This window comes from Chloroflexota bacterium (assembly GCA_018825785.1).
GTDB lineage: Bacteria > Chloroflexota > Dehalococcoidia > JACVQG01 > JAHKAY01 > JAHKAY01.
On the sequence record JAHKAY010000020.1, the window covers coordinates 1 to 25,620 of the forward strand.

General features: G+C 55.5%; 30 protein-coding genes and 1 pseudogene. 12 read left to right on the forward strand and 19 right to left on the reverse strand.

Going from position 1 to position 25,620, the window contains the following annotated elements; translation table 11 throughout:
• Both KJ624_03320 and KJ624_03325 read left to right on the forward strand, forming a co-directional pair.
• On the forward strand, positions 1-579 hold a 579-nt coding region (locus KJ624_03320), incomplete at its 5' end, for a hypothetical protein (protein MBU2008870.1).
• Positions 576-770, forward strand: coding sequence for a YwbE family protein (locus tag KJ624_03325; protein ID MBU2008871.1), 195 nt, complete (start codon positions 576-578; stop codon positions 768-770). The genes KJ624_03320 and KJ624_03325, both read left to right, overlap by 4 nt.
• Positions 771-1,091: 321 nt before the next feature.
• Here KJ624_03325 and KJ624_03330 read toward each other — a convergent pair whose 3' ends face one another.
• The 18 genes from KJ624_03330 to KJ624_03415 all read right to left on the reverse strand — a co-directional run bounded on the left by KJ624_03330 (position 1,092) and on the right by KJ624_03415 (position 11,924).
• Positions 1,092-1,526 carry a hypothetical protein gene (locus KJ624_03330; GenBank protein MBU2008872.1) on the reverse strand — a complete coding sequence of 145 codons (435 nt, stop codon included), beginning with the start codon at positions 1,524-1,526 and terminating at the stop codon, positions 1,092-1,094.
• An 83-nt stretch (positions 1,527-1,609) separates the two neighbouring features.
• Positions 1,610-1,783 carry a hypothetical protein gene (locus tag KJ624_03335; protein ID MBU2008873.1) on the reverse strand — a complete coding sequence of 58 codons (174 nt, stop codon included), beginning with the start codon at positions 1,781-1,783 and terminating at the stop codon, positions 1,610-1,612.
• Positions 1,784-1,860: 77 nt separating this feature from the next.
• The gene (locus KJ624_03340; GenBank protein ID MBU2008874.1) at positions 1,861-2,733 is read right to left on the reverse strand and encodes a universal stress protein; all 873 of its coding nucleotides are present in this window, start codon (positions 2,731-2,733) and stop codon (positions 1,861-1,863) included.
• A 44-nt stretch (positions 2,734-2,777) separates the two neighbouring features.
• Positions 2,778-3,863 carry an ACR3 family arsenite efflux transporter gene (gene arsB / locus KJ624_03345; GenBank protein MBU2008875.1) on the reverse strand — a complete coding sequence of 362 codons (1,086 nt, stop codon included), beginning with the start codon at positions 3,861-3,863 and terminating at the stop codon, positions 2,778-2,780.
• A gap of 71 nt (positions 3,864-3,934) precedes the next feature.
• A complete protein-coding gene (locus KJ624_03350) occupies positions 3,935-4,768 on the reverse strand; it encodes a tetrahydromethanopterin S-methyltransferase subunit A (GenBank protein ID MBU2008876.1) in 834 nt (277 codons plus the stop codon).
• Positions 4,769-4,906: 138 nt separating this feature from the next.
• On the reverse strand, positions 4,907-5,512 hold the full coding sequence (locus KJ624_03355) for a DUF169 domain-containing protein (GenBank protein MBU2008877.1): 606 nt from the start codon (positions 5,510-5,512) through the stop codon (positions 4,907-4,909).
• Complete coding sequence (locus KJ624_03360; protein MBU2008878.1) at positions 5,513-5,908, reverse strand: arsenate reductase ArsC; 396 nt, start codon at positions 5,906-5,908, stop codon at positions 5,513-5,515.
• On the reverse strand, positions 5,905-6,456 hold the full coding sequence (locus tag KJ624_03365; protein ID MBU2008879.1) for a permease: 552 nt from the start codon (positions 6,454-6,456) through the stop codon (positions 5,905-5,907). The genes KJ624_03360 and KJ624_03365 overlap by 4 nt, the downstream gene beginning before the upstream one ends.
• Complete coding sequence (locus KJ624_03370) at positions 6,453-6,887, reverse strand: permease (GenBank protein MBU2008880.1); 435 nt, start codon at positions 6,885-6,887, stop codon at positions 6,453-6,455. Before KJ624_03370 ends, KJ624_03365 begins: the two co-directional genes overlap by 4 nt.
• Positions 6,888-6,931: 44 nt before the next feature.
• Positions 6,932-7,291, reverse strand: coding sequence for a putative zinc-binding protein (locus KJ624_03375; GenBank protein ID MBU2008881.1), 360 nt, complete (start codon positions 7,289-7,291; stop codon positions 6,932-6,934).
• A 115-nt stretch (positions 7,292-7,406) separates the two neighbouring features.
• Positions 7,407-7,844, reverse strand: a complete 438-nt coding sequence (locus tag KJ624_03380) for a putative zinc-binding protein (GenBank protein ID MBU2008882.1) — start codon at positions 7,842-7,844, stop codon at positions 7,407-7,409.
• 35 nt (positions 7,845-7,879) lie between these two features.
• Positions 7,880-8,128 carry a TM0996/MTH895 family glutaredoxin-like protein gene (locus KJ624_03385; GenBank protein MBU2008883.1) on the reverse strand — a complete coding sequence of 83 codons (249 nt, stop codon included), beginning with the start codon at positions 8,126-8,128 and terminating at the stop codon, positions 7,880-7,882.
• A 47-nt stretch (positions 8,129-8,175) separates the two neighbouring features.
• The gene (locus KJ624_03390) at positions 8,176-9,231 is read right to left on the reverse strand and encodes a permease (GenBank protein MBU2008884.1); all 1,056 of its coding nucleotides are present in this window, start codon (positions 9,229-9,231) and stop codon (positions 8,176-8,178) included.
• 55 nt (positions 9,232-9,286) lie between these two features.
• Entirely contained in the window at positions 9,287-9,646 is a 360-nt protein-coding gene (locus KJ624_03395; protein ID MBU2008885.1) for a metalloregulator ArsR/SmtB family transcription factor, read from the reverse strand.
• A 198-nt stretch (positions 9,647-9,844) separates the two neighbouring features.
• Positions 9,845-10,675, reverse strand: a complete 831-nt coding sequence (gene arsM, locus KJ624_03400) for an arsenite methyltransferase (GenBank protein MBU2008886.1) — start codon at positions 10,673-10,675, stop codon at positions 9,845-9,847.
• A gap of 20 nt (positions 10,676-10,695) precedes the next feature.
• Positions 10,696-10,974: an AbrB/MazE/SpoVT family DNA-binding domain-containing protein gene (locus tag KJ624_03405; protein ID MBU2008887.1), complete on the reverse strand. Its 279-nt coding sequence runs from the start codon at positions 10,972-10,974 to the stop codon at positions 10,696-10,698.
• A 143-nt stretch (positions 10,975-11,117) separates the two neighbouring features.
• Complete coding sequence (locus tag KJ624_03410; GenBank protein ID MBU2008888.1) at positions 11,118-11,321, reverse strand: hypothetical protein; 204 nt, start codon at positions 11,319-11,321, stop codon at positions 11,118-11,120.
• 252 nt (positions 11,322-11,573) lie between these two features.
• The gene (locus KJ624_03415) at positions 11,574-11,924 is read right to left on the reverse strand and encodes a metalloregulator ArsR/SmtB family transcription factor (GenBank protein ID MBU2008889.1); all 351 of its coding nucleotides are present in this window, start codon (positions 11,922-11,924) and stop codon (positions 11,574-11,576) included.
• A 283-nt stretch (positions 11,925-12,207) separates the two neighbouring features.
• Between KJ624_03415 and KJ624_03420 the strand changes: the two genes are divergently transcribed.
• From KJ624_03420 to heR, 10 genes and pseudogenes are all read left to right on the forward strand, one after another.
• On the forward strand, positions 12,208-13,452 hold the full coding sequence (locus tag KJ624_03420; protein ID MBU2008890.1) for a hypothetical protein: 1,245 nt from the start codon (positions 12,208-12,210) through the stop codon (positions 13,450-13,452).
• 5 nt (positions 13,453-13,457) lie between these two features.
• Complete coding sequence (locus KJ624_03425; protein MBU2008891.1) at positions 13,458-14,111, forward strand: hypothetical protein; 654 nt, start codon at positions 13,458-13,460, stop codon at positions 14,109-14,111.
• A gap of 239 nt (positions 14,112-14,350) precedes the next feature.
• A complete protein-coding gene (locus tag KJ624_03430) occupies positions 14,351-15,250 on the forward strand; it encodes a DPP IV N-terminal domain-containing protein (protein ID MBU2008892.1) in 900 nt (299 codons plus the stop codon).
• Between the two features lie 123 nt (positions 15,251-15,373).
• Positions 15,374-16,027: a hypothetical protein gene (locus KJ624_03435; protein MBU2008893.1), complete on the forward strand. Its 654-nt coding sequence runs from the start codon at positions 15,374-15,376 to the stop codon at positions 16,025-16,027.
• 517 nt (positions 16,028-16,544) lie between these two features.
• Positions 16,545-16,715: a hypothetical protein gene (locus tag KJ624_03440; protein MBU2008894.1), complete on the forward strand. Its 171-nt coding sequence runs from the start codon at positions 16,545-16,547 to the stop codon at positions 16,713-16,715.
• Positions 16,716-17,197: 482 nt separating this feature from the next.
• On the forward strand, positions 17,198-20,482 hold the full coding sequence (locus tag KJ624_03445; GenBank protein ID MBU2008895.1) for an N-6 DNA methylase: 3,285 nt from the start codon (positions 17,198-17,200) through the stop codon (positions 20,480-20,482).
• Between the two features lie 361 nt (positions 20,483-20,843).
• Positions 20,844-21,017 (forward strand): hypothetical protein, encoded by a 174-nt coding sequence (locus KJ624_03450; protein MBU2008896.1) that lies wholly within the window; start codon positions 20,844-20,846, stop codon positions 21,015-21,017.
• A gap of 170 nt (positions 21,018-21,187) precedes the next feature.
• On the forward strand, positions 21,188-21,970 hold the full coding sequence (locus KJ624_03455; protein MBU2008897.1) for a hypothetical protein: 783 nt from the start codon (positions 21,188-21,190) through the stop codon (positions 21,968-21,970).
• 420 nt (positions 21,971-22,390) lie between these two features.
• A pseudogene (locus tag KJ624_03460) lies at positions 22,391-23,476 on the forward strand (IS3 family transposase).
• A gap of 310 nt (positions 23,477-23,786) precedes the next feature.
• Positions 23,787-24,530 (forward strand): heliorhodopsin HeR, encoded by a 744-nt coding sequence (gene heR, locus KJ624_03465; protein MBU2008898.1) that lies wholly within the window; start codon positions 23,787-23,789, stop codon positions 24,528-24,530.
• A 43-nt stretch (positions 24,531-24,573) separates the two neighbouring features.
• Here heR and KJ624_03470 read toward each other — a convergent pair whose 3' ends face one another.
• The gene (locus KJ624_03470; GenBank protein ID MBU2008899.1) at positions 24,574-25,569 is read right to left on the reverse strand and encodes an SDR family oxidoreductase; all 996 of its coding nucleotides are present in this window, start codon (positions 25,567-25,569) and stop codon (positions 24,574-24,576) included.
• Between the last annotated feature and the right edge of the window lie 51 nt (positions 25,570-25,620).

Sequence of the window (25,620 nt, forward strand, 5' to 3'; positions counted from 1 at the left end):
CACCTGCGGTCTTCACGGCGAACCTCCATCCTGAAGAGGCTAGAGCAGTGGCAGAGTATTGGTGGTAAGTGTATTGAAGATTGCCACAGGCTGCAGGCGCACATTGTGGAAGAAGCCAAGAGAGAGACAGACTTGGAGATTATGCTGCTTGCTGGAAAGCGAAGACCGCGAAGAGGTTTACTTGACGGCTTCTGCTGGACAATCTATTCTCGGGCACTCTCTGGAGTTGATGCCAGTGGGGCAGGATACAAGGTAGTGAGTAAGCACGACGACCTTTGCTTGCTGTCATGGCAAGGAGATAACCTCTCCTGGCTCAAAAACGACGAGCTGAACAGGCTACAAAGCATTCACCAGAGGCTCATGAAATACTACAGCAAGTTGTCCATTGCTCGTGGTGTCGTTGCAGAGAAGAAAGAGCTAGACATACTCAGCGCATCGCTACGGTCCACCTTGGACCGCTTTGCCGGTTTGCGAACCATCCCAGGTATGTGCAGGGAATGCCCCCCTATCTCGGAAGATGAGACTCATGCAGGGTACAGCCCTGCCCGGACAGGCTTGAGCTCCAAAGCCCCGGGATGAACGGCACAGATCGTGTCAATATCAAACCAGGGCTGAAGGTATCAATAATACTGAAGAAAGACCAGCGATCCGGAAGGTTAACCGAAGGGGTAGTCAAAGACATTCTGACGAAATCCTCTACTCACCCCCATGGCATCAAGGTCCGCTTGGAAAGCGGTCAAGTCGGTCGAGTTAAAGAGATAAGAATTTGAGTCGGAGACTCCCTGAACGTCTGTCTAGCCCAACAAGGCTAGGGCCTGCTTTAAAAATGCCCGCAAGAAGTAGTCTGTGGAGGGCTTTGCCCGACCGTCCCCCGAGCCCTTGATGGCTGATGGGGTCAGCGGCGCGACGAAATGTCCTGTGGTTTCATGTATCTCTCGCTCTGGCGTCGCCAGTGTCAACGCGCCAAGGGCAACCGGGCTACGGGTAGCGGTGGTCCACAAGTCAGAGCTCCGTATGATGGAGGAGGAAGGCAGGAGAGCCCAGCATATGCCACGGTACCTCTCTTCTCTCTCCCAATAGGTTTGGTTTGGTCAGAGTCCACGCTCCTTGAGCCAGACCAGCCACTTTCCAAGCAGTTGAGCGAGGACCTCTCTCTCCACGCGAGTTTGCCAGTGTTTGGAACGGTAATCTTCTGTGCTCATGGCATGTCTGTCCAGCTGGGCAAGGCGCTCTTCAACCTTCGCCAGACGTTGGCGAAGCACCTCCGGATAGATGACCTGTTTACATCGTTTCGCGCTACACTCCTGTATTAGCTGGCAAATCAGGCCCTTTTGCTGCAGAAGAATCGCTGTCATCTCCTCTTCTCCCGGTGGGAGATGCTCGCCGCCAGGATACGACTGCGACAGATGAGCGGCGCGATCAGAGAGCCTGTCGTCAATGGCTTCTAGTTCGGCCTGAAGAAAGTCCATAGCCACACCTCGTGCCCCTAGCCCGGGTGGGAGCGATTCTTCGTCCCTTGACTTCATGGTCGCCTCCTCTGACCCTGCTCAATGCCGCGGTCGATGCGGATGACTCTGAGCCGTTCCCCGGCATCCCGGCACTCCGACATTCAGATCTCGAACCATGGCTTGCAGTGGCCTTCACCTGAAATCGTTGCTTTCACCTTCTTGGCCAGGTGGCTCTTCAGGAAACGCAGCGCATGCTCCCCGTCGTCATCCAGCAGGATCCTCTCAAGCTCCATCAGTTCCTCGTCGCTCAGCGTCACGATGATGGACTTCTTCATGTCGCCTCCGTGTCATGCACGTCCGAATCCTTAGCCCCCTATCGCATAAGTAGTCTGCTGCCTCCGAAGATCTGGCTCTACCGCAAAGCGGGAACCAACAAGACCGGGATGGGAGCTTGATGAACGACATTGTGACTGACACTCCCAATAAGAATCTCGGGAATGAACCCCCTCCCTTGGCTTCCCATGACAACCAGGGAAAAATCCTCGGATTTGGTCCTTCTCAAAATCTCCTGTATAGGTGACCCGTAAGGAATTTCAATACGAACGTCGGTGGCGCCTTTCTCTATCAGTTTCGCTTTAAGCCTGGCGAAACGCTCCTGGTCAATCCGGTTAAACTCTTCCAGCCGGTCCTCCAGATGCTTGGCAATTCTCGCTTTATCCTGGACATGAAGCAGAGTAACGCGTTTTGCGCCACCTTCTACGATTCTCCCCACGTAGGCAAATGCCCGCTCGGATGTATCTGAGAAGTCTGTAGGGTAGAGAATATTATTTAGTAAATCGCTGCACGCCACTTCGCATCGCTTTTCGCTGCCTTCCTCTTTAATCTCGAGACGCACTACCAGCACAGGTGTGACAGCATTGCGGATAATTTTGAAGGCAACGCTGCCCAGCGTAATCTCTTTCATCAGGCTAGCGCCATGAGACCCGACAATGGTTAAAGATACTCCCTTCTCCTTTGCTATCCTGTTGATTTCCAATTCGGGAATGCCGGGGGCGATTTCAATTGTGGCCTCAAAACCCTGACTTTCGATCATAGCCTTTTGAGCCAGTAATTTCGGCTCAACCATAGGAGTCAGCAAGCGCGCTAAGTCCTCAATATGCTTGAGCCCGAGAGCATGAATGAGAATAGCCTTCTCTGCTCCCAGTCGGCGCAACCCCTGTAAGCATGAAATCACGCGGTCAGACGCTTCCGATAAATCAGTGGCTACCAAGATTTTGCTGAACATTTTTCAATCCTCCTTTTTGTTGTTTCAATCCCTTGCATTGTCCTCTAGCTACCCTTGTCTTTCGGGTTCGACGCCACAGCCATCACAGGCTTCCCGGCAAAATACCTCCTCTGGAAGTAGAGCGACAGGTTCACCAGGCTGATAAGCACCGGCACCTCGACCAGGGGGCCGATAACGGCAGCGAAAGCCTGCCCGGAACCGATGCCAAATACGGCTACCGCTACAGCGATGGCCAGCTCGAAGTTGTTGCTGGCGGCAGTGAAGGCGATACTGGCTGTCCTGGAGTAGTCGGCTCCAATCTTCTTACCCATGTAAAAAGAGACCAGGAACATGACCACAAAGTAGATGAGCAGCGGTACGGCTATCTTCACCACGTCCAGCGGAATCTGCACGATAAGCTCACCCTTCAGGGAGAACATTACCACTATGGTGAAAAGCAGGGCTGCCAGGGTGATGGGGCTTATCCTGGGGATGAACTTGTTTTCATACCAGGCACGCCCCTTTGCTCTGATAAGCAGGAAGCGGGTGAGCATTCCGCCAAAGAACGGGATGCCTAGATAGATAAACACGCTCTGAGCTATCTGGCCGATAGTGACCTCGACCACCGAGCCCTCTAAACCGAACCAGGTAGGCAGAACCGTTATGAAGACGTAGGCGTAGATGGAGTAGAAGACTATCTGGAAAATAGAGTTCAATGCTACCAGTCCGGCGGCATACTCGGTATCTCCCTTTGCCAGCTGATTCCAGACGATAACCATGGCAATACAGCGGGCCAAGCCTATCATAATCAAGCCTACCATATACTCAGGATACGGCCAGATGAAGCCGAGAAAAAGGATGGCAACGAGGAACATGATTATTGGTCCAATGACATAGTTCTGGAATAAGGATAGCCCCAGCACCCGCCAATCGCGGAAGACTTTTCCCAGCTCTTCGTATTTCACTTTGGCCAACGGCGGGTACATCATCAGAATGAGGCCCACGGCTATAGGGATTGAAGTGGTGCCGACAGAGAGCCGGGTGACAGCTTGGCCCACTTGCGGAAGGAAGTAGCCCAGCCCCACCCCGAGGCCCATCCCCAGGAATATCCAGAGGGTAAGAAAACGATCCAGAATTGATAGCCGGCGGATTACGCTCCCCGGCTCTGCGTTGCTCATAGTTTACTCCTACATCCCTTCGGCCAATTCAGGCATCAACGGCATCATTCCAGAAGCCTGGCTAGAGCTTCACGGTCTTCAGAAAATTCAGGTTGTGAAAGCGGAAGACACTCCTCCAGGCTCTTCTTCCCCTGGTTGAGGGAAAAGGCAAAGGCGAAGCAGGTGGGCAGGCCACATTTCTTGCAGTTTGTCCTCGGCAGAAGCTTATACAGGGAGAGAGCCCCAACTTTGGATCTCTCCGCTCTGCCGAGAAGACCCCCGGGCTCGGTGACTCGCCACACCATCTTGTGACATATCGGCGGCTCTGGGTATGCCCCAAGGTCATAAAGCGAGTAATTCATGAACTCCACTGGCTCTTCCTGGTAGCAGCTCCGGACCGCTCTCTCTACGATTTCGGGACTCAATCCGGGGACCTCCAGGTCTCTTTCTCCCGGTTTGCACAGCAGGTTGACAACGGCAATGACCTGCTTGCTGAATCTCTCGATCATCTCGGGGGGCAGATTGTACAGATAAGGGGTGGGAGCCTTCGTTCCTATTATCTGCCTGTTCTCGTCAACCCCGTTTTGCTTCAGTGCCAGGAGGGACTCCCCCGGCAAATGGCCCACCGATTCCCTCCCGCAGAGTACGATGTAGCGGATATTCGGATTGGCCACGATATTGCAGATCATCTTCTCCATGCCAACGTTTTCGGTCTGGAGCGTCCCGGCAAGGGCCGCACCCGAATCCATCCCCGCCACTACCAGCTCGGTCAGCTCCATCGGAATTTTAAAGTCGAAGGTGTCCAGGATGACGCACACGGCCACCGGTGAGAAGTCGTTGCCCCTGGCATAGCGCCCCTGCTCTGGAGGGTACCCGTCTGCCGGTTTCACCTTCAGCATTACGTTTGACCCCTGCTCAGCAGTGCCTTGTACACCGCTTTCTCTCTCACCCTTGGGATTGCTCTCTCGTTCAACTTCCGCAGCGAAGTCACGACAGCCTCAAGGTCTTTGACGGGAAACCCGAGCACACACTCGCTTTCATCCAGGTTTGTCGCCTCGCGACATCCGTAGCAGCCCCGGGGAGGTGTTGACCTTCTTGGTCAGAAACGGCATGATGGTTACATCAACGCAGGTGGCCTGCAGGATACCCGTGCTGAACTCAAGCCTTCCCCCGGTTTCGAAGACCAGGGCCAGGGCTACCCACATGAGGTGCTCAGGGGCGGACTCCAGGACCACTACATCGGGCTCGAAGGGTGCTTCGGCCAGCGGACAGCAGGCTACCATCTTGTATTTGCCCATCTCAAGGCGAGGCATGGTGTCCAGGGTGTGCCTCGCAGCCGCCGGGCTTCCAAATATGCCCATACCGGCGGGCATCTCTCCTGACAAGAGCTTGGCCGGCGGCTCTTTGAAGCCCAGGGCCCAGGCCGCCGCCGGGCACGAGGTATTATCCGCAGTGAGGAGAAACCTCTTGCCCTCCCTGGCACCCATCAGAACCTGGCAATAGCGTCGCTCACTGGGGAGTTCAAAACCTGGCAAGCTGATTCGCTCGTCAATGAACTTCACCGCTATCGGCTCGGAGGGCAGGCCCAAGAAGTTCTTCATGATAGTCGCCTGTTCCTGCCACTCCGTCATTCTTGCTTCCACCTAATGCACCGCCTCGCCCAGCATCCTCACAACCCTGGCCTTGATCTCATCCCTTATTCCCCTGACCTCCTCAATAGTTTTGCCTTTGGGGTCCTCCAACTCCCAGTCCTCGGTTTCGACCCAGGTGGCTGGGCACAACGCCTCCACCCCACAGCCCATGGTCACCATCTTGTCCGCCTGGCCAACCATCTCCGGGGTGAGGGCCCTCGGCTTTTTGGCGGATAGGTCTATGCCTACCTCCTGCATCACCTTGACGACCGCAGGGTCAACGGCTTCATCGGGATCGGTGCCTGCCGAAAGCGCCATCGCTTTGCCCTGGGCGAGCCGATTGAAGAACGCTTCGGCCATCTGACTGCGGCCGGAGTTGTGGACACAGACGAAGAGCACTGTTTTCAACGCTGAACCTCCATCTTCTTGCTGCCGTCGAGGACTTCGAAATGCCTCCCCTTCAGACAACGTTCCATCAGGTAGCCGATGCCGATGAAAAGGGGCAAGGACACCAGAGTGCGGGCCAATGAGAACCTGACGCCCAGGTAGCCTATCTCTATGCCCAGCATGGGAATTTTCATTGACGAAAATGCACCTAGGTAAATGAAGATATTCCGTATGCTCGCGCCTTTTCTATAGAGTAGAAAGGCTACCGGAAAAGCTCCATATAACGGCCCTGCCTGGAGCATGGCAAGCAGCACCACGAGCATCATACCTTTGATTCCCGATTTCTGCCCAATATGCTTCTGAATCTTCTCTTTGGGCACCCAGACATCAAACAAGCCGACGATGACAAACAGAAACGGCACAAAGGTGATCATCTCGACGAAAGACTGTGTGAAATTGGTGAAGACGGCTCTGCCGGGATTGAATCCCAGGATAAGAGACAATATGGTTAGGATGACGTAAGCCGTAACCCATATGTAATTGCGGTGCTCTTTGAGAAATCCCTTCATAATACTAGCCCCACGAGCAACCCGGTAATCACTGCAGCCACGAAATTCAGGGCATTTCGAGCGATAGCCACTCTTTTTCCAAAGTACCTAATCTCCAACGGTAGCGTGACCACTCCCACCATCATCAAGGTGGTCATGAATGTGGCAACCACTGCGTAGGAAGCCCCCTGTTGAATAAGCCCGGCAGCGATGGGATAGGAAATAAACCCGGGAATCAGGGTGATGGAACCGACCAGCGCCGCTATAGAGAAGCCCAACACCCCAGAATTGGCGCCGAGGTAATGGCTGATAACACTGGGAGGAACGAAATATAGCACCACACTGATTAGAATCAGGATATTCAGAAAAGGGAGCAGAACGTTCCTGAACATCCTCCATCCCCTCTTGACCCCCTCCAGGGTCTTCTTCCGGTCAAGGGCAATAGATACCATCGATAGCACGGCGCACAGCGTTATGAAAGTAATGGCGTTACTACTCAAACTGGCTCCTGTGTCCCTTGAATGGGTCTGGCCAGCGATTCCCTGGTGCGCCGGGCAATAAGGTCAATCTCCTCTGGGGCTAGCTTGAACTGGTGATTCTTGGCAACTCCCTCCTCGGTGACACAAATCCAGTCGGTTGCTTTCAGCCCAGCATGTTCAATTGCTTTCCTGTCGCAGGCCACCTGGCAGCCGTCCAGGGCCACAATTCTCTTGGCTCCTCTGGCCGACTCCACCATGCCGTCGATATGTGCAGCAATGCCAGCTAGGCAGTAGATATGGCCCACTCCTTCCTCATCCAACCTGATAGCCACCTGGTTGGTGATCTGCCCGCAGTTGGAGCCTCCGGAGCAGGGCAAAAAGGTAGTCTCCTCCGCACTGCATTCGCATGTAAGAGCACCGTCTGCTTGAGGCTCACTCTCCACCATCGCGCATCCTCCCATTGTCAATTAGCGTCATGGTAAATGGACTTCTTCACTCCTCCAATACGGTCTTTACGATCAGCTCTTTAGCCTTCTTAACCTCATCGTCAGAGATATAATCCATCACACCCTTGATCTCTTTGCCGATGTCCTCACTGAGAGATTTCTTTTTCATGCCTATATCACGGGTAAGCACAATGCTGACTGGCTTGAATCCGGCCTGTTCCAGTATCTTGCGACTGCACTCAAAAGGACAGCCATCCACTGTGACAACCTTCTTTGCCGCTGTGGTCTTGCCCAAGACCGGCTTCACGTTGGTCGGTAATCCCCCCAGGCACATGATAGCCGCTTTTTCCAGTCCCAGTTCTTTCACGGCTTCCAGACAGGCAAGCGCGCTCGTGATGCCAGTGTTGGATGCCCCGCCGAAACAGGAAAATATCACGTTCTCGTGGGTATTTACTCCTGCCCGCCATTGTTGTTCTTCCGCCATTTTGACCTCTCCTGTACTCTCGTTATTGGCTTCCCCTATTCTTTGGCGAGAGCCGTGGTGATGAACGTGATAACCTCTGCCTTGGTAGGCACCCGCCCAGAGCAGACCAGCTGCTCGTTCACGACAAGACCCGGGGTGGTCAGAATGGGATACGCCATTATCTTCTTGATGTCTTTGACCTCCTCGATGGTGGCCTCTATTCCCAGCTCCTTCACCACTTCTTTGGCCGTCTGTTCTATCTGATGGCACCTGGCACAACCGGGTCCGAGCACCTTGATCACCATTCCCTTGCCTCCTTTCGCCTACTCCAAAGTCGTTCTAGGTTCAGATGCTAACCGGCGACAAAGCCATATATCAATCCTGCGGCAGTACAGCAGACGATGATTAAGCCTACATACCAGAAGAGTCTTCTGTTGCCAATCATCTGCCGGACGACCAGTAAGCTGGGCACGGACACAACCGGGTCGGCCAGCAGGTAGGCCAGCAGCGGCCCCCTACCCACGCCCACATCGAGGAAGAGCCGTGCCATTGGTACTTCTACCAGGGTTGGGAAGTATGCCACCACCCCAAACAGCACTGCCGCCAGCGTCGCAGGCAAAGAGGCGCTTCCGAAATGCTGCTGAACGAACTCGGCCGGTATCACCACTCTGAGCATTCCGGCCACAAAGACACCGATAAGGAGCAGGGGGACAATGGTGCGGACAAAGAACCAGGTCTCTCTCATCCAGCTCCTAGTGTCGCTCCAGGTCAATCCGCGCCTGACCACGAACACAAGAGCGGCGAGGAGCGGCGCAAGCCCGGCCAGTTTCACCGGAACACGTAGCAAAGGCGAAGCCCCCCAGAGCAAGATAGCCAGAAGGAGGCTGAAGAATAGCCAGAGCCATCTGGAGCTGCTGCGGTTCCCCGCCGCAGAGAACGCCCGTTGAGTTGCAGCATTAGGCGCGTCGCTAGATTTGTCAGGGAAAAAGGCGGTCATAGTGGCCCCGATGATAATGGCGAACGTAATAGACAGGACGATTCGGGCGAGGGCGATGTCAGGCCCAATCAGTGATGACGTGTAAGTGATGGCCAGTATGTTGGTAGCCGGGGCCGTATAGAGAAACGCGATGGCGGGTCCCAGACCAGCCCCGCTCTTTCGTACCCCGGCAAAAAGCGGCAGGACAGTACAGGAGCAAACGGCCAGACACAGTCCACCAACGATGGCCATCGGGTAGGCAACATGTTTGGGTGAGTGAGGCCCGAGGTAGCGCAGGACCTTCTCCTTGGGAAACAGGGCATAGAGCGCGCCCGCTAAGAAGAAGGCAGGCACGACAAAAGGCAAGTGGACGAGTAGATAGTCCTGGAGAGTACCTACACCACCCTGGAAGAGATCATCAACAATGGACACGCCATACCCCTATATGCGCACCAACGCAGACAGCCTGCGCAAAAAAAGAGAGGCGTTACCTTGCCATCTGTCGGACACAACCAGGCCCAACGCGCTCAACCATCTTAAGGCGCTCCCTATCCAGGGTCACCACCTCGTTCCCTTCCAGCGCCTTCCTCACCGCCTCCACCAAGTCGGAGAAGTGCTCTTTCATTCCCTCCCGATCTATTGAGTACAGCGACCACAGGCCATCCTTCCTCAGCTTCAAGAGGCCAGCGTCATACAAAGCACTAAGGTTCCTGGAAGCCCTCGTCTGCGAGATGTCCAGAGCCTGCATAACTTCACAGACGCAACATTCTCTCTCTAGGAGCAGGTTTAGTATCCTGAGCCTGGTCTCATCCGAGAGGGCCTTGAAGGCTTTCACCAGCTCACGCATCGACGCCTTGTTCCTCTATATGCGCATCCACACCTATAGCTTACCATGCTCGAGGAGTTCAGTCAACCGTTAAGCCTAAGAGGCCTGCGCAGCCGAAGTGTGCGGAGCATGCCGCAAGTCACATATTGCACATGACGCAGCCCATTGACGAAAGCGAGAATTGTGCTCAGAGGCTTCAACAGAATGAGTTCTTGTCCCCTAACCTGGCTTGGTGGCGGAAACCTTCATGCTCAGGACTGAGTCTGCAACCTCCCCCAAAGTTTCTGGCGATACTTTCAGATTAGTGGCGATTCCCTGAGCAAGCGGTTCGCTGACTATGTGGTTGAAGGAGAACAAAGCCTCATCAATAATCGCGACGTCGCGGAAGCCTGCGGCTCTCATGGCTTCCAGGTATTCATCCTTGATTGCTGCTCCGGCAATACAGCCAACATATGCTTCAATCGAATGCAAGAGGGGTTTGGGGAGCGGCTTTAGTAGAACTATGTCCGAGACTAGGAGCCTCCCGCCTGGTCTTAGCACGCGAAATGCTTCCGAAAAAACCTTCGGTTTGTCAGGCGAAAGATTAATGACGCAGTTGGAGACGACTACATCGACGGAACTATCATGGACTGGCAGGTCTTCAATATCCCCTTGCCTAAACTCCACATTGCCGAAATTACCTTCTTGGGCATTCTGTTGTGCCTTTTCCACCATCTCTGGGGTCATATCCACGCCGATGACCCTGCCGCTCTTCCCAACCTTCTTTGCAGCAAGAAAACAGTCAAAGCCTGCCCCTGAACCAAGATCGAGAACGATGTCACCCTTCCTTAAGGAGGCGATGGCCACAGGATTACCACATCCCAGACCCAGATTTGCTCCTTCAGGAACCGCTTCAAGCTCTTCGTCGGAATAGCCTATCCTCTTGCTCACTGCCTTTGCTGGACTGGGACCGCAAGAACACGGGCTGCCAGAACTGCAGCAGGAACCACCCTGTCTTGCGATTCTGCCATAACCTTCCCTCACAATTCTCTTTTTATCTGCCTTTTCCATTTCAACACTCCTTTCCTATCCTATCCTAGTATTTCTTTCGTCATCGGCCCGAGCATGCTCTTCACCATGTCGGTGACCTCTTCTACCTTGATTAGAGAAATGCAGCACACACGCCCCTCCCTTTCAAAGGTGACCAGGGCTAGCTTATCACCGGCACCAATGTTTGCCTTCTGCCTTGTTTCTTTCGGGAGAACCATCTGACCGCGCTCATCAATGCTCACCAGGGCCTCAACCCGGCAGCAGCCAATTCCTGCTTTCTTTGGTGAGTAGGAGCACCTGTTCCTGTTGGCCCGCCTCATATTTGTCCCCTCCTGCCATAAAACAGAGAATTCTGAATAATCAGACTGCGCTGAATTATAGGCCATGAGACAGGGAATTGTCAAGTAATTGGCGAAACAGAATTGAGGATCGTTAGGTGATTCACCGCGCCTCCAAAGGCACGCTAGAAGGACTTCAGCAGCAGACGTACCACCCAGCTCTTCAGATACCCTATCTCCTTGAGCAACCAAGCAGGGGCGGGGTCTCGGCTCACCCCTCCCGGCCCCTTCCTGAAGTAGTACTGGACCCCCAGGGTCCCCCGGAGGCCGAGGAGGGTCAGGATTCTGTCCCGGAGCCCGGGCTCCTTGACGGCCAGGAAGAAGAGCATAGCTCCAACAAGCCCCAGAAGAACCAGGGCCAGTGGGTTCTGGCCTCCGCAGCGTTGGCTTTGTCCTTGGCGTTCTGGGACACCTCAGCTCCTTTCTGTCGGTAGATTAGTCTACTACCTCACCAGGAGCTCACACTACCCCCTGAACTGTTCGGTGTTACTGCCCTGCTTTGTGTCCCATTATCGCTGACGGTCTACAGATACTAGTTCAACGTATGCACAACCACGCGCTTGCCGAAATAGAAAAGGGCTTTACTTCTTCCTCTCCCTCACCTGCTCCGCAATTACCTGGTGCAGCCTCTCTCTGTCCCTCGATACCGCTTCACCATCGTTGAAAGAGTCGGCCAGCACATCAAGCAGTGCGCGGCAATATTTGCTGCTACCGTCCCTGTCAGCAACGTAGACCACGCATTTCCCCTCGCGCCAGCGCTTGAGAAAACCGGCATCCATAAGTGCTTTCAGGCTTCTGGATACCTGGGACGGAGATAAGGGGAAGATCTCCTGCATTTCGCAGACACAGATGTCCTTTTCCAGGAGTAGCTTCAACATCCTGATCCTGTTCTCATCCGAGAGGGCCTTTGATACCCGTACTAGTTCTCGCATGTTGAGTCTGATTGCATTTTATCACAATCATGCATACCTTGCACCTGCCAAATACGGGGTATAAGGCTCTTGAATGCCCGGACGGTCATCCGCTCAAGGCATCTTATGCCTATGATACCCGTCGTGCGAAGACCACGGACGTTGGTCCAGCCGCTTACCGCCTCTCGCCGGGGTGGTGACGCCCCTACGCGGAGTGCGTGTCTGCGCAATCTTGCAAATGACTCTCGGTTATGCTATAATTCTAAACAGGATTGGGGGCAATTCGGCGAGGGAGGATAATAGGATGTTGATTCCAGGGGAAGGCAGGAGCAGGGCAGCCCGGCCGGGCTGGCTTCTTATGAGCGTGCTGGCTTCACTTCTGTTGCTGGAGGCCTGTCTTGTGCCTGTAGCCACCCCGACGTCTTCGGTTACACCTGCTCCTACGAGCACTCCGGCATCGGCCGCCCTCCCCCCACCTGTTACCGTGGGCCTATCGGGTAAGATTAGCGGCCTGGGGTTCATGCTGGAGACCGTCCAGGTAGTCTCCTCCGACGGCCGGGCGAAGCTCACGCTGCCGAAGGGAGCGCTAGTCATGGATGACAACAGGCAGCCTGCCAAGTCTGTAACCTGCACCCCATTTCAGCCTCCGGAGTCCAAGGAGGGTCTGGTGGTGGGCCTGGGTTATGAATGGGCCACAGGCGAGGCCGCTGGTGAGCTAGGTCATCATGGAACGATAATGCCGGTGGCAACGGTCTCCATAACCTATGACCCGCCACCTGCTAACCCGAGAATCGACCTGAGCCGCCCTGACTTGCCATGCTGGTGGGAATCGGAAGGCATGTGGAAGGAGCGCGGGGCCATTCCTACTGTGGACCCGGTTAACCACATCATTACCTCGCCAATGGCAAACTTCATACCTGTAGTCGTAATCTTCTGGTACACAGACGTTAAGGTTCTCCCGGGTCCGGCCGACCGTCCGGCCCGAAGACGAGCCGTTACTGTTGACCTATCTGGTAAGATTGACAGCCGGGGGGCCCTGCTGGAGGCCGTCCAGGTAGTCTCCTCCGACGGCCAGGCGACGCTCACGTTGCCGAAGGGGGCAAAAGTCCTGGATGCCGGCGGCCAGCCCGCAGAGTCCATAACCTGCATCTCGTATGAGCCCCCGGAGTCGAAGGAAGGTGTGGTGGTCGGCCAGGCCTATTACTTCGGCGGGCTGGCCGCCGGGGGAACGATTAACCCGCCGGCAACGCTCACTATAACGTATGCCCCGCCACCTGCCGACCCGAGAATCGACCCGAGCAAGCCTGACATAGCAGTCTGGTGGCCAGAGAAAAACCAGTGGGTCAAGAGTCCCTTCCCCGTTACCGTGGGCCAGGCCAGTCGCACCCTTACGTCGTTACAGGGGAATTTCCTACCTGTCGCCGTCATCTTCTGGTACGTGGACACCACTCCTCCGGTTGGGACCTTTCTTACAGCTCCGCCAGCCGGTCAGCCACCTGCGTCGGCCTCAGGGAGGGATGTTCAAGAGCACATGCCACAAGGAGGGTAGATGAGATGAAAGGGAGATACTCAAAGCCTTTTAAGCTGGTAATGGCCCTGGCCCTGGTGGTGGGGCTGGTCCCCATCATGGCCACCCCAGCCCAGGCCTGCATCGCAATCGATATCTACCCCAGCTCAGGTCCGGTGGGCACCGAGGTCACCATTTTCTACTTCAATGCCCACCAACACGCCGGGGAAGTGGAATTGGGCCCTTTGAATGCCGGCGTACGTCCGAACAGCGTCACCTTTGGGGGCTTTCCTACGACCCATAAAGTGGGGACGTATAAGGAGGGCGAATTCACCATTGTCGTCCCCGATGTGCCGCCGGAGGACTATTTGGTCAACGTTCCTAACGGTATCGGGACAACCCACGACTTTGAGACCTTCACCGTGACGGAGGGCCCGGTAAAACGCAACCCTCACTGGGGCGTGGTCGGCCATATCCTGGCGCCGATTGACGGGAAGTATGAGGAGGTGTGGGGCTTTGACCCCGCCACCCAGACCTGGGAGCTCTACGACCCGGCCTACGCTGCCATCAGCGACCTGATGGCCCTGGTGACGGGACACGGCTACTGGATCAAGGCCAGAGAGGATGTCACCATTCTCTGGGGGACTAATTACTACCTCCTGAGGAAGGGGTGGAACTTCATCATCTGGCTGGGGCCATAGAGTCTGTGGCGTTGTCGATGAATAGACTGGTCTATTTCGCGGTGCCAGTCCTTGTCCTCTCTTCCCTGCTATCGAGCTGTGTCGCAGGTATCCCTACCCCTACCCCCACTACCACCGCAGCCCTAACCCCGGTAGCCACACAGACCCCCACGCCAGGGATTATCCCTTCACCCACCGCAGCGCCCACACCCACACCTGCCCCCACCACTGCCCCAACACCCATGCCTACACCAACACTCATGCCTGCACCAACACCCACGCCTGCACCGACACCCACGCCTGCACCGACACCCACGCCAAGGCTCACACCTACCCCGGCTGGTGGCGGGCGCATCGCCTTCGACTCCAACCGGGATGGTAACTATGAAATCTACGTGATGAACGTCGATGGCTCCGGACAGACCCGCCTGACCAACAACCCCGCCAATGAAGGAGTCCCGTCGTGGTCGCCCGGCGGCACCAGGATAGCCTTCCTGTCCAACCGGGATGGTAACTGGGAAATCTACGTGATGAACGTCGATGGCTCCGGACAGACCCGCCTGACCAACAACCCCGCCAATGAAGGAGCCCCGGCGTGGTCACCCGATGGCACCAGGATAGCCTTTGAGTCCAACCGGGACCTTAACTATGAAATCTATGTAATGAACGCCGATGGCACCGGGCACACCCGCCTGACCGACAACCACCCCACCCCTGACGGAGCCCCGGCGTGGTCACCCGATGGCACCAGGATAGCGTTTGTGCGCGACGAAGACTTCGGCCCCGAGCATGAAGGGAACGGTGAAATCTATGTGATGAATGCCGATGGCAGCGGGGAGACCCGCCTGACCAACAACTATGCCAATGACGCAGCCCCGGCGTGGTCACCCGATGGCACAAGGATTGCCTTTGAGTCCAACCGGGATGGGAACTGGGAAATCTACGTAATGAACGCCGATGGCACCGAGCAGACCAACCTTACCAGCAACCCCGCCGGCGACTGGTCCCCGGCGTGGTCGCCCGATGGCACAAGGATAGCCTTCGTGTCCAGCCGGGATGGCAACCTTGAAATCTATGTGATGAACGCCGATGGCACCGGCCAGACCCGTCTGACCAGCAACCCCGCCCAGGACGAATACCCGGCGTGGTCCCGGCTGTGAGCCAGCGGCGCGGCGACAGCCGTTGAGGCTCCGTGCGGGAGGTGTTGCTGTGGCTGCCGAAATAGGAGTACACAACTCGGCTCACGAATACCTATGCTGAGCAGAAGTAGAGAAGGCAAAATTGTGCCCGCCCGGTCTGTTTGGCTTCTTATCAGCGTGCTGGTTCCGCTTCTTCTACAGGCGGCCTGCATCGTGCCTGGGCCTACCCCCCCATATGCACCCACCTCAGCACCTGTGCCTTCCCCAACCCTGGTGCTCTTCCCACCTGTTACCGTGGACCTGGAGGGTAAGACTGACGCCAGCGGTGTCCTCTTGGAGGAGGTCGTAGTAGCCTCCTCTGATGGCCGGGCCCAGATGACGCTGAAAAAGGGAACCCTCGTCCTCGACGAGCAGGGGCAGCCCGCCAAGTCCATATCCTGCGTCCTATATGTGCCAGCAGAGTCCAGGGACGGAGTGGTAGTTGGGCTGGCCTATGAGTTCCGGTGGTTCCAGGGGGCATCGGAGGATTTCCAGGGGGCATCGGAGAAGGAGGAGCCGAAGATAGACCCGGCAGCGAAGATCATCATCAAGTATGACCCACCGCCAGCCAACCCGTGGATAGACCCGAACAGGCCTGACGTAGCAGGCTGGTGGGCAGAGGGGGAAAAGTGGGTCAAGCGCCCCCTGACGCAGCCTTTGGACCTGACTACCCGCACCATTACCACATGGCAAGGAAAAGGCTGTCCTATTTTAGTCGTCATCTTCTGGTACCTGGATATTGTTCCCCCGATTTCCTGAGGCTCTTGCTTTGTGTGCCTGGTCTGGTTTCTTGTTGAGGGCACCATCGAGCCTGGTCTAAGCCGGGTGCCTCCCTGAATGCCTTCTTTCCAGTGCTTTCAACAAGACTCCGTGTTCTCGCAGGCGCGCGTGACATTCGGGCGGAATGTGCAATCCCCATTGCCTGAATCGCAGGAACCCCGAGAAGCAGGGCCATTGATAGTCAGTGAAGCGACGCTATAATATGTCTAACGGAAGTAGCCCAGCCAGGCGGATTGGGAGAGGGTGGAAAGATGGCAAGGGAATGTCAATTGGATGAGAACAAAGTGGCGTGCACCTGCACCTACGAGCCGTGCGACCGTAAGGGTATCTGTTGCGAATGTATGTTCTATCATCGCCAAAGGGGAGAAGTGCCCGGCTGTTTGTTTCCCTCCCAGGTTGAGAGAACCTATGACCGTTCAATAAGACGGTTCATTCTATCCCAAAGGTGAGAAGCTAGGAGACAATGAAGCGAAGCCAGGCGGATTTGGAGGAGGACGTGGATAAGAAGGAGACAGAGAAGCTAAAGAACCAGCGGAAGACCCGAAAGGGCAAGACGGGAGGCAAGAGTATGGAAAAGGATTTTTCCGGCGCCTTGAAGGAGGTTACGGAGCCGTTGAAGGAGCTCAGGGGGCTTTGGAAAGATTTGAAGCACGAGATAGGGATTTGAGCCGAGAAAGGAAGCATAGAGGGGTTCTTGAAGGGACCGAATGGGGGTAGATAAAAATGCCTTATAGATGTTCCTGCGGGGCTGAATTCACGGATGTGGCCGAATATGCCAAACACAAGCGTTCGCATCAGGAGCAAAAGCAAGCTCCCAAGGGAGTGGTCTGTCTGGGCTGTGGGAAACCCATTTCTACTCCTGAGAACTACAGTGGAATGGTTTCCTGCCCTTCTTGTCACAAGAGCATGAAGGTGGTGGTAGAAAAAGGGGAAGTGTTGACTGCCAGATTAGGGTAAAATGGAGGCAGATATGGACGAGAAGGAGGCCAAGAAGCCAAAGAAACAGCAGAAGAAGGGAAAAGGTAAGATAGGAAGCAACATATAGCCGAGCCGGGCGAATTTGGAGAGGGCGATGCGTCCAAGGGGACCGAATTGACCGACAGCCAGACAAACTCATTGGCCGCGAGTCTTGCCCAAGACATTCGTAGCGTGGCTGACCACGCACAGACCGAGGAGGACTTGCGAATCGGCGTAGAGAAGCTCCTCGAACCTGCCCTACAACAGTTGGGCATTGAGGCCCATCCGCACTATGAGAGGCGCGTCCTGCGTACGACCCTGACAGCCCCTGGGCGGGCTGATGCACTCTACGGCCAGGCAGTTATTGAATACGAACCCCCTGGCAAACTCACCACCGCGAGAGGTCTGGCCTCCACACGCAGGCAACTTGAAGGCTATCTGCTAGGGCTAGCAGGGTCGGGTAGCCAGCGCGAGGTTGCCCTGCGTCGCATGGCCGGCATCGGCCTTGATGGCCGCAGCATCTTCTTTCTCCGCTACCGTGGCGATAAGCCCCCAGTAGAAGAAGCGGTGCCGAAGGCGCAGTCCACCCAACTGCCATTGTTAGTGGAGGAAGCCACCAAGGGCAGTTTTTCGCTTATCGGGCCGTACGCCGTCACTGAGGAAAGCATCAGCCATTTCTTGCTCCACCTGCGGGCATTGCGCCGCCGTCCTTTGGCCGCGGAAGACCTTGCCAAAGAGTTCGGCCCCGGGCCCGTAGACAATGTGGCGCATAAGATGGTCAACGCCCTCTACAACCGCCTGGAAGAATGCCTGACAGCGCCAGGGGATGCGTTTCCTCAGGTGAAGACGCTGTATGAGGAATGGAAGCGCATTTTTGGTATCGTCTACGGACAGGAGTTGGTGAAGGCCCGGCGCGATGCTAACGCCCTGGCACGGCTGTACCACGTCATGGAATCTACCGACCTTAAGCCACTACTTTTTGCAGTTCACACGTACTATGCATTGCTCATGAAGCTATTGGCAGCAGAGCTCCTTTCTTTGCAGCAGGGCGCACTCATGGCGTCCGTAGTGGAACAACTTCCGGCCTTACCTGGAGAACAACTCCGAGGCCATTTGGGAGAGCTCGAGAAGGGGTCGTGGTTCGAGTCCCAGGGCATCCGTAACCTCCTGGAGGCGGACTTCTTTGGCTGGTATGTCGGAGCTTGGAGTGCAGATATAGAGGAGGCCGTTCGCAGCTTCGCCAGGGCCCTGGCAGAGTATGAGCCGGCCACTGCTACCCTTAACCCAGAAGCTACCAGAGACCTACTGAAGAAGCTGTACCAGTACTTGGTGCCCAGGGAGCTGCGCCACGACCTGGGCGAATACTACACGCCCGACTGGCTGGCCGAGCTGGTGCTTAACGATGTCGGCTATACCGGACAACCGACGGAGCGGCTGTTAGACCCCGCTTGCGGCTCGGGCACGTTCTTGGTGCTAGCCATCCATCGTGCTCTCGACGTCAAAGACTCCCTGGCCTGGCGCACGCGCGAGCGTGAGTTGGTGGCTCAAATCCTGGAAAACGTCGTTGGCTTTGACCTAAACCCCCTAGCCGTCATCGCTGCCCGCACCAACTATCTCCTCGCTCTGGGCTCTCTGGCCCGTCATCTGGCAGGTAAGGACATCCCTGTATATTTGTGCGACTCCATCCTAACGCCTCAAACCCAGCGGGCTCAGAAACGCCCTATCGAACACCAGAAGGATATCCCTGTCCCATCGGCCCAGAAAGAGTTCTGGGTCCCGGAGGAGCTGGTAGACAAGGGCCAGGTGGACGCGCTATGCCGTTTGTTGGAACAATGCGTAGCTGGCAATTACCAGACTGGGGAGTTCCTGGTCCTAGGACAGCGGGAGATGAAGTGGGAAGACCTGCTTACGGAACGCTCGCTTGCGGAACTTTACGATAAGGTGCGGCGGCTTAAAGAGGAGGGGCGGAACGGCCTCTGGGCCCGCATTATCAAGAACGCCTTTGCGCCTGTCTTCCGCTCAGCTACCCGTTTCGACTACGTAGTGGGAAACCCGCCGTGGGTGAACTGGGAGAGCCTGGCCGATGACTACCGGGCAGCGACCAGAGAGTTGTGGCAGAGGTACGGCCTGTTCTCCCTGAAAGGCCACGCCGCCCGCCTGGGCGGGGGAAAAAAGGACGTGGCCATGCTCATGCTGTACGCCGCAATGGACAGCTATCTAAAGGACGGTGGCAAGCTGGGCTTCGTGATTACCCAGACGGTGTTCAAGACCAAGGGGGCGGGGGACGGCTTCCGTCGTTTCCGCCTGGGCGAGGAAGGGCCGCACCTGAAGGTGCTCTCAGCCCAAGACTTGGTAGAGCTTCAGCCCTTTGAAGGGGCTAGCAACCGCACGGCCACCGTCGTCCTCCAAAAAGGCGAATCTACCCAGTACCCTGTGCCCTACATTCTGTGGCAGAAGGCCAAGCCAGGCAGGATAGGGGTTGACTTCACCCTGCAGGGGGTATCGGAACGCACGCGCAGGACGTTGTTATCGGCCAGGCCCGTGGGCAGCGCACAGCCCACGTCGCCCTGGCTCACGGCCAGCCCAGCGGCTCTCCGAGCCCTGCGCAATGTCATTGGCCCATCGGCCTACCAAGCACGGGCTGGAGCTACTACCTGCGGTGCCGATGGGGTCTTTCTGTGCCACATTCTAGAGGCAAGCCCAGGCAATTTACTGAGGATTCAGAACGCCGCAGAAGAAGGCCGCAGGCAAGTGAGAAGAGTTATTCGTGAGGTGGAACCAGACTTGGTTTACCCTGTCGTGAGAGGCAAAGACATAGGCAGGTGGCATTGTGCCAGTGACACCTATGCAATCTTGCCGCAAGATGCCGACAGCCGAAAAGCATATGACGAAAAGTGGCTAAGCGTTGAATTGCCACTAACGTACGAGTATCTGACATTGTTCAAGGACGCTCTCGAAGCACGTCAAAGTAAGGTGTTGCCGCGTCCGCCGTTCTATGCGCTTTATGGCTTTGGACGCTACCATCTCAAGCCTTTCAAAGTAGTGTGGGGACGCGTGGCAAACAGTGTGCAGGCATGCGTGACGCGGCCACACGACGTGCCCTGGCTTGGGGCTAAGGCAACGGTCCCTTTTGAAGCCATGGTCTGTGCTACTGATACAGATGACGAAGCTCACTACGTATGCGCGTGCCTAAATTGCTCTCTTTCCGACTTAGTAGTACGAGCCTATATTGCTGTTCACCCTGATACACATGTCTTAAAGAATACTGCAATCCCGAAGTTCGACCCCTCCAACGCTCTGCACCAGTCTCTGGCCGCTCACTCCCAGCGGGCCCACCAGCTTGCTGGCCAAGGCAAGACAGCGCAGGCGGAGTTGCGCCAGGTGGAGACGGAGATAGACCGCCTGGCAGCCCAACTCTGGGGCCTCTCCAAGGCAGAGCTAACGGAAATACAAAGGTCTCTAGCTGAAATAAGTTAGCCCTGCCCCACCAGCCGAATCCCTTCTCAAGAGTGGTCCCGGCCCTTCAGGACACCACCGCTCCCTCCAATGCCAGCCCGAACCCGCGGCTGGGTTAGGTTGCCTCGCTGGTGGCAGGGGGATAGACGGGACCGCCCTGGCCGGGTTGGACAGAAGACCCAGAATCTCGTTTGCTACCGGGGCAGGTCTGGATGGCAGCCCGGCCCAGCCTAAGCCGCTTCCCGGCGGCGGCCCACCCTCGCTAGGTCTAGCCTCTGGAAGATAGGGGTATTTTTTCACCGGCCCGAGGTGTGTGTTGACGAAACCATGTTACCGTGATAACCTTATGAATAGGCGGGGAAGGAAAGGGGGTGGACTCTGTATGGTGACTGCGTATGCCAAAGACGAGTCTCTCGCTACCTTCGTGGAGAAAGCCAAGGTTGAGAATCAAGAAGAACTTGACCAGCTTTCCGAGCTTCAAAGGATGCTAGAAGAGTTGAGAAGGGAAGCGGAACGTCCTCAGATTTATCAAATTAGCGTCAGGAGCAACTGGTAGCTTTGCCAGGTCGTCCAGTTTTTCGTGACATAATTGACCCCAATAGTCCTGCACTTAGACAGCAACTTGTCACCAAGATTCAACAACAGCTAGATCCTCCTGGAAGCCTGCTAACCTACACTGCAAACCAAAATCATCCGTTCGCCCTTATAATGAGTCAGGACACACCCTTGTTTGAAGACCTCCTGAGAACTGCCGACTCAAAGGTAGGGTATCTTATGATTACATCTCCTGGTGGAGACCCAAATGCTGCCGAGAAACTGCTGGTAATGTGCAGGGAACGTTTTACAGAAGGCTTTTTCGTGATCATCCCTAACTATGCGAAGAGTGCTGGTACAATGGTGGCACTCGGCAGCGAGAAAATCTTGATGGGGTATCTTGCCGAACTTGGGCCTATAGACCCCCAACTTCAGATTTCATCGGTCCCTGGGCCATCGCTTCCAGCACGCTCTTTCATTGACGGACTGGAAAACATAAGGACAAAGGTTAAGAAAGATGGGGACCCGGTCCAAATGTATCTTCCCATGCTGTCCCAAATTAGGCCCGAAGTCATTGCTATCTGTCAAAGTGCCATAGAAGACTCTAGGTCTTTTGCTGAAAAGTGGCTAAAGAGGCACATGCTTAGGAACGATCAGGGGCAGGCAGAACAAGTAGCAGAATGGTTATCTACCGGGGAGAAATATAGGTCTCATGGAAAGGTCATAGATTATCAGGAAGCCAAGGACATTCTTAAACTGAACGTAGAGAAATTAGACAAGGACTCTGAATTGTGGGACAACGTTTGGGAGCTATACACTCGCTCAATTCAACAGCTACAGCTATCTGGCGGAGCCAAGCTGTTTGAGAATGCGAAAGTTTCGCTGACTATGAATGTTGAGGTGGGTCCACCTCAGCCCCGTGAAAGGCGTCAATCTCAACCACCGCAACGCCCTGACCAGCCTCAAAGTCTATAACTTGACTCTTTTGCTACCAAATGCATATCTCAGGGAAGGAACTGCCCGATTCTATACTTCCTTAACATTCCAAAGCAAACCTGTCAGCTTTCGTCTGCTTCCACCTGGTGTTGCGGCCAGCCTTGTGGTCCAAGTACTGGCTGAACTCGTGGAGGAATCCAGCTACAGCCAGCTCCTCCGGAGAGTAGAATTCAACATGCTGTAGCTTCTGTTGCCAATACTGCATATTGCCTTCCTGCCATCTGTCGGTGCAGATTCCTATGACAAAAGCTTCACGACAATGATAGCTAAGGTTCGGGTTTATCCTCACTCTTGTGAGCTTCCTTTTCGCATAGTGGGTCCTGTTGACCCTCCCCCCGAAAACAGTAGCACCCTGAATTAGAGTCCTCCGCAGTAATAGAATAACGAAGGAGGGCTCAAGTGAAATCAAGGCACACCGAGGAACAGATCATCGCGGTGCTCCGGGAGGGGGAGGCCGGGGCCAAGGTCTCCGGCCTCTGCCGCCAGCACGGGATCAGCGATGCCACCTACTACAACTGGAAGGCCAAATACGCGGGCCTCACGGTCAGTGATCTCAAGAGGCTCAAAGCCCTGGAGGAGGAAAACCGTCGCCTGAAGCAGATCGTGGGGGAGCAAGCCCTGGATATTCGGGCGTTGAAGGAACTCCTCTCAAAAAACTTCTGAAGCCCAGGGCCAAACGTCTGGCGGTCTCCCATGCCAGGGATAGTCTTGGGCTGAGCGAAAGGAGAGCCTGCCTTCTGGTCAGCATTTCAGCCTCGCTCTATCGCTACCAGCCGAAATCGGGTAGTGACGCTGCATTGCGCCAGCGCCTGCGGGAGCTGGCAGGGGAGAGGAAGCGGTTTGGCAGTCCCCGGCTTCACATCATGCTCAAGAAGGAGGGCCTGGTGGTCAACCATAAGCGAACGGAGAGGATCTACCGCGAAGAAGGTTTGGCGCTGAGGAGAAAGCGGCGGAGGAAAGGCGCTGCTGGCTTGAGGGTAGTGATGCCGTCACCCCAGCGGCCGAATGAGCGCTGGTCCATGGACTTCGTCGCCGACAGTTATAGTCACCGGGCGGCGCTTTCGAGCCCTGGCTATTGTTGATGACTACTCCCGGGAATGCCCCGCCATCGAGGTGGATACATCCCTGGGCGGCGCCAGGGTGGTGAGTGTCCTGGAGAGGCTGGAGGAACTGCGCTGGCTACCCGAGGTAATCACCACGGACAACGGGCCGGAATTCGCGGGACGGGCCCTCGACGAGTGGGCATACCGTAAGGGCGTGAAGCTGAACTTCATTCGGCCGGGAAAGCCGATTGAGAATGCCTATGCCGAGAGCTTCATTGGGAGGCTCAGGGACGAGTGCCTGAATGAGAACTGGTTTATGAACCTGAGGCATGCCCGGGACATCATCGAGAATTGGCGGAGGGACTACAATGAAGTCAGACCGCACACCTCATTGAACGATCGGACTCCCGTGGAGTATGCTGAAACAGCGGCTGGACTTTAATGCCAGGTGATACTAATTCTGGGGGAAGGTCAGTCAATATCCGGTGCGTGCAGTTTGTGGGGTTCTTGACACGATATGCTACATCATTATGGTGGTGACTGGACATGTCTCGTAGTTGGCAATGCTCATTGCTCAAAACCTATGACTTTCCCTACCGTCTCGTTGCCTTGGGCCCCTCAGCAGCCTTGACGACCTGGTGCGAGAGCCATACTATTGGTGCGAAAAGGGTTCAAGGATTATTCGCCTCTCAAGAGAATCGCAGTCCTTGCATTCCAGTCTTGAGAGTCAAGAAGTGATAGGAGGGATACAGATGGGTCGACTTCGGTGGTTCAATGGAGTGATGGGGCTGGTTCATTTTGTCCAAGGCATCTTGATGCTGTGGCTAAGCAACGACTTCTCGCTGCCGGTCTCGGCATCCTTTTTGCGGTTTGACCCAGCCGCGAAAAGGCTTGTGCCGACTCCAGAGACGCTATTCGACCTTCGCATCGGACCATTAGTTGCTGCCTTTCTCTTTATGTCTGCTCTTGCTCATTTCCTGATCGCTTCGCCGGGCATCTATGACTGGTATATCCGCAACCTGAAAAGAGGCATCAACTATGCCCGCTGGATAGAGTACGCATTTAGTGCCTCAGTGATGATCGTCGCTATCGCTATGCTCGTGGGCATCTACGACATTGCCAGCTTGGTTCTCATCTTTGCCTTGAACGCGATGATGATGCTATTCGGACTGATTATGGAGCTACACAACCAGGCGACGGAAAAAACCAACTGGACATCATTTTGGTTCGGGGTGATAGCTGGCGCGGTGCCCTGGGTTGCCATAGCAATTTACCTTATCGGGGCTGGTAGTGGCGTTCCCAGCTTCGTGTACTGGATCTATGTTTCTATCTTCCTCTTCTTCAACAGCTTCGCCATCAACATGGTCCTTCAATACAAGAAGGTCGGACCCTGGAGGGAGTATCTCTACGGAGAGCGAGCTTATATAGTCCTCAGTCTCGTTGCGAAATCAGCCCTGGCATGGCAGGTCTTTGCTGGCACTTTGCGGCCTGCATAACCATTCCATTCCGTAGCTCAACACTAGTCCATAATGTCACATCCTAGCCGCGTGTGGGCAGTATACCTTCAGAACGAAACCAGTTGACATGGTCACAAATAGAGTCCTGCCATGGCCTGGTCGTAAAGCCAAGTTCCTCACGCGCCCGCGCTGAACTCACTTGTGAGTTACTACGAAGCACGTCAATTGAGTAGGCAGTAAACACCGGCCGCCTCCGTACTAGTCGGTAGTAAATGCTCGCAAGCACACCGGCAACGCGGGCTATTGCGGGTGGTATCTCATAGGTCGGAGCAGGGTGGCCGATATTTCGCTCCAATTCTTTCATCAGTTCTGGAACCTGCACCTGTGCACCGGAGAAAATATAATGGCGCCCTGGTTGCCCCTTTTCGGCAGCAAGGATGAGGCCGTTAACGACATCACGCACGTCCACGAAATCGTAGGCACCACGCACATATGACTTCAGGTGCCCACCTGCAAAATCAAGTATCAACTGGCCAATATTGGAGATCCCATAATCCCAAGGGCCGATAACGCCTGTCGGGCAGCAGATTACTGCATCAAGTCCTCCCTTGTGCACTTCATCTAGGAGAAGGATGGTGGCCTGTGCCTTGCTGCGGGCGTAGTCACCTAAGACTCGGTCGGGATCAAAAGGTTGCGACTCATCGATTACCGTCCCATGCGGCGGCTCGGCGATGGCGTGGATGGAACTGGTATAGACAAGGCGGCGAACACCTGCAGTGCGACAGGCCGTGGCCACATTGCGCACGCCGCCCACGTTTACCCGCTCCAACGTCTTCTTCATGCCCGGCATGATGGTTACAATACCAGCCAGGTGAAAGACGACATCCCCACTGACAAATGCGGATTCCAGGCCTTTTAAGTCAGTAACATCGCCATAGACAATCTCAGTGTTTAGGCCAGCCAAGGGACGGCAGTCGTCATCGGGCAGGACGAGGGCACGGACGGTTTGACCGCGTGTAATTAACTCACGAACGAGAACGTTGCCAATGTGACCCGTCGCCCCTGTGACGACAATCATCTCCCTGCTTCCCTCCGTTGTTATTTTAAGTCTGTAGTGACTCGGTTTTCA

What these genes read in the sequence shown, in the direction of transcription:
- heR (MBU2008898.1), top strand. Translation starts at nt 23,787, where the DNA reads ATGGGTCGACTTCGGTGGTTCAATGGAGTGATGGGGCTGGTTCATTTT.
- KJ624_03470 (MBU2008899.1), bottom strand. Translation starts at nt 25,569, where the DNA reads ATGATTGTCGTCACAGGGGCGACGGGTCACATTGGCAACGTTCTCGTT.
- KJ624_03450 (MBU2008896.1), top strand. Translation starts at nt 20,844, where the DNA reads ATGGTGACTGCGTATGCCAAAGACGAGTCTCTCGCTACCTTCGTGGAG.
- KJ624_03325 (MBU2008871.1), top strand. Translation starts at nt 576, where the DNA reads ATGAACGGCACAGATCGTGTCAATATCAAACCAGGGCTGAAGGTATCA.
- KJ624_03370 (MBU2008880.1), bottom strand. Translation starts at nt 6,887, where the DNA reads ATGGTATCTATTGCCCTTGACCGGAAGAAGACCCTGGAGGGGGTCAAG.
- arsM (MBU2008886.1), bottom strand. Translation starts at nt 10,675, where the DNA reads ATGGAAAAGGCAGATAAAAAGAGAATTGTGAGGGAAGGTTATGGCAGA.
- KJ624_03415 (MBU2008889.1), bottom strand. Translation starts at nt 11,924, where the DNA reads ATGCGAGAACTAGTACGGGTATCAAAGGCCCTCTCGGATGAGAACAGG.
- KJ624_03335 (MBU2008873.1), bottom strand. Translation starts at nt 1,783, where the DNA reads ATGAAGAAGTCCATCATCGTGACGCTGAGCGACGAGGAACTGATGGAG.
- KJ624_03420 (MBU2008890.1), top strand. Translation starts at nt 12,208, where the DNA reads ATGTTGATTCCAGGGGAAGGCAGGAGCAGGGCAGCCCGGCCGGGCTGG.
- KJ624_03330 (MBU2008872.1), bottom strand. Translation starts at nt 1,526, where the DNA reads ATGAAGTCAAGGGACGAAGAATCGCTCCCACCCGGGCTAGGGGCACGA.
- KJ624_03380 (MBU2008882.1), bottom strand. Translation starts at nt 7,844, where the DNA reads ATGGCGGAAGAACAACAATGGCGGGCAGGAGTAAATACCCACGAGAAC.
- KJ624_03385 (MBU2008883.1), bottom strand. Translation starts at nt 8,128, where the DNA reads ATGGTGATCAAGGTGCTCGGACCCGGTTGTGCCAGGTGCCATCAGATA.
- KJ624_03340 (MBU2008874.1), bottom strand. Translation starts at nt 2,733, where the DNA reads ATGTTCAGCAAAATCTTGGTAGCCACTGATTTATCGGAAGCGTCTGAC.
- KJ624_03350 (MBU2008876.1), bottom strand. Translation starts at nt 4,768, where the DNA reads ATGCTGAAGGTGAAACCGGCAGACGGGTACCCTCCAGAGCAGGGGCGC.
- KJ624_03395 (MBU2008885.1), bottom strand. Translation starts at nt 9,646, where the DNA reads ATGCGTGAGCTGGTGAAAGCCTTCAAGGCCCTCTCGGATGAGACCAGG.
- KJ624_03365 (MBU2008879.1), bottom strand. Translation starts at nt 6,456, where the DNA reads ATGAAGGGATTTCTCAAAGAGCACCGCAATTACATATGGGTTACGGCT.
- KJ624_03405 (MBU2008887.1), bottom strand. Translation starts at nt 10,974, where the DNA reads ATGAGGCGGGCCAACAGGAACAGGTGCTCCTACTCACCAAAGAAAGCA.
- KJ624_03425 (MBU2008891.1), top strand. Translation starts at nt 13,458, where the DNA reads ATGAAAGGGAGATACTCAAAGCCTTTTAAGCTGGTAATGGCCCTGGCC.
- KJ624_03430 (MBU2008892.1), top strand. Translation starts at nt 14,351, where the DNA reads ATGCCTGCACCAACACCCACGCCTGCACCGACACCCACGCCTGCACCG.
- KJ624_03410 (MBU2008888.1), bottom strand. Translation starts at nt 11,321, where the DNA reads ATGCTCTTCTTCCTGGCCGTCAAGGAGCCCGGGCTCCGGGACAGAATC.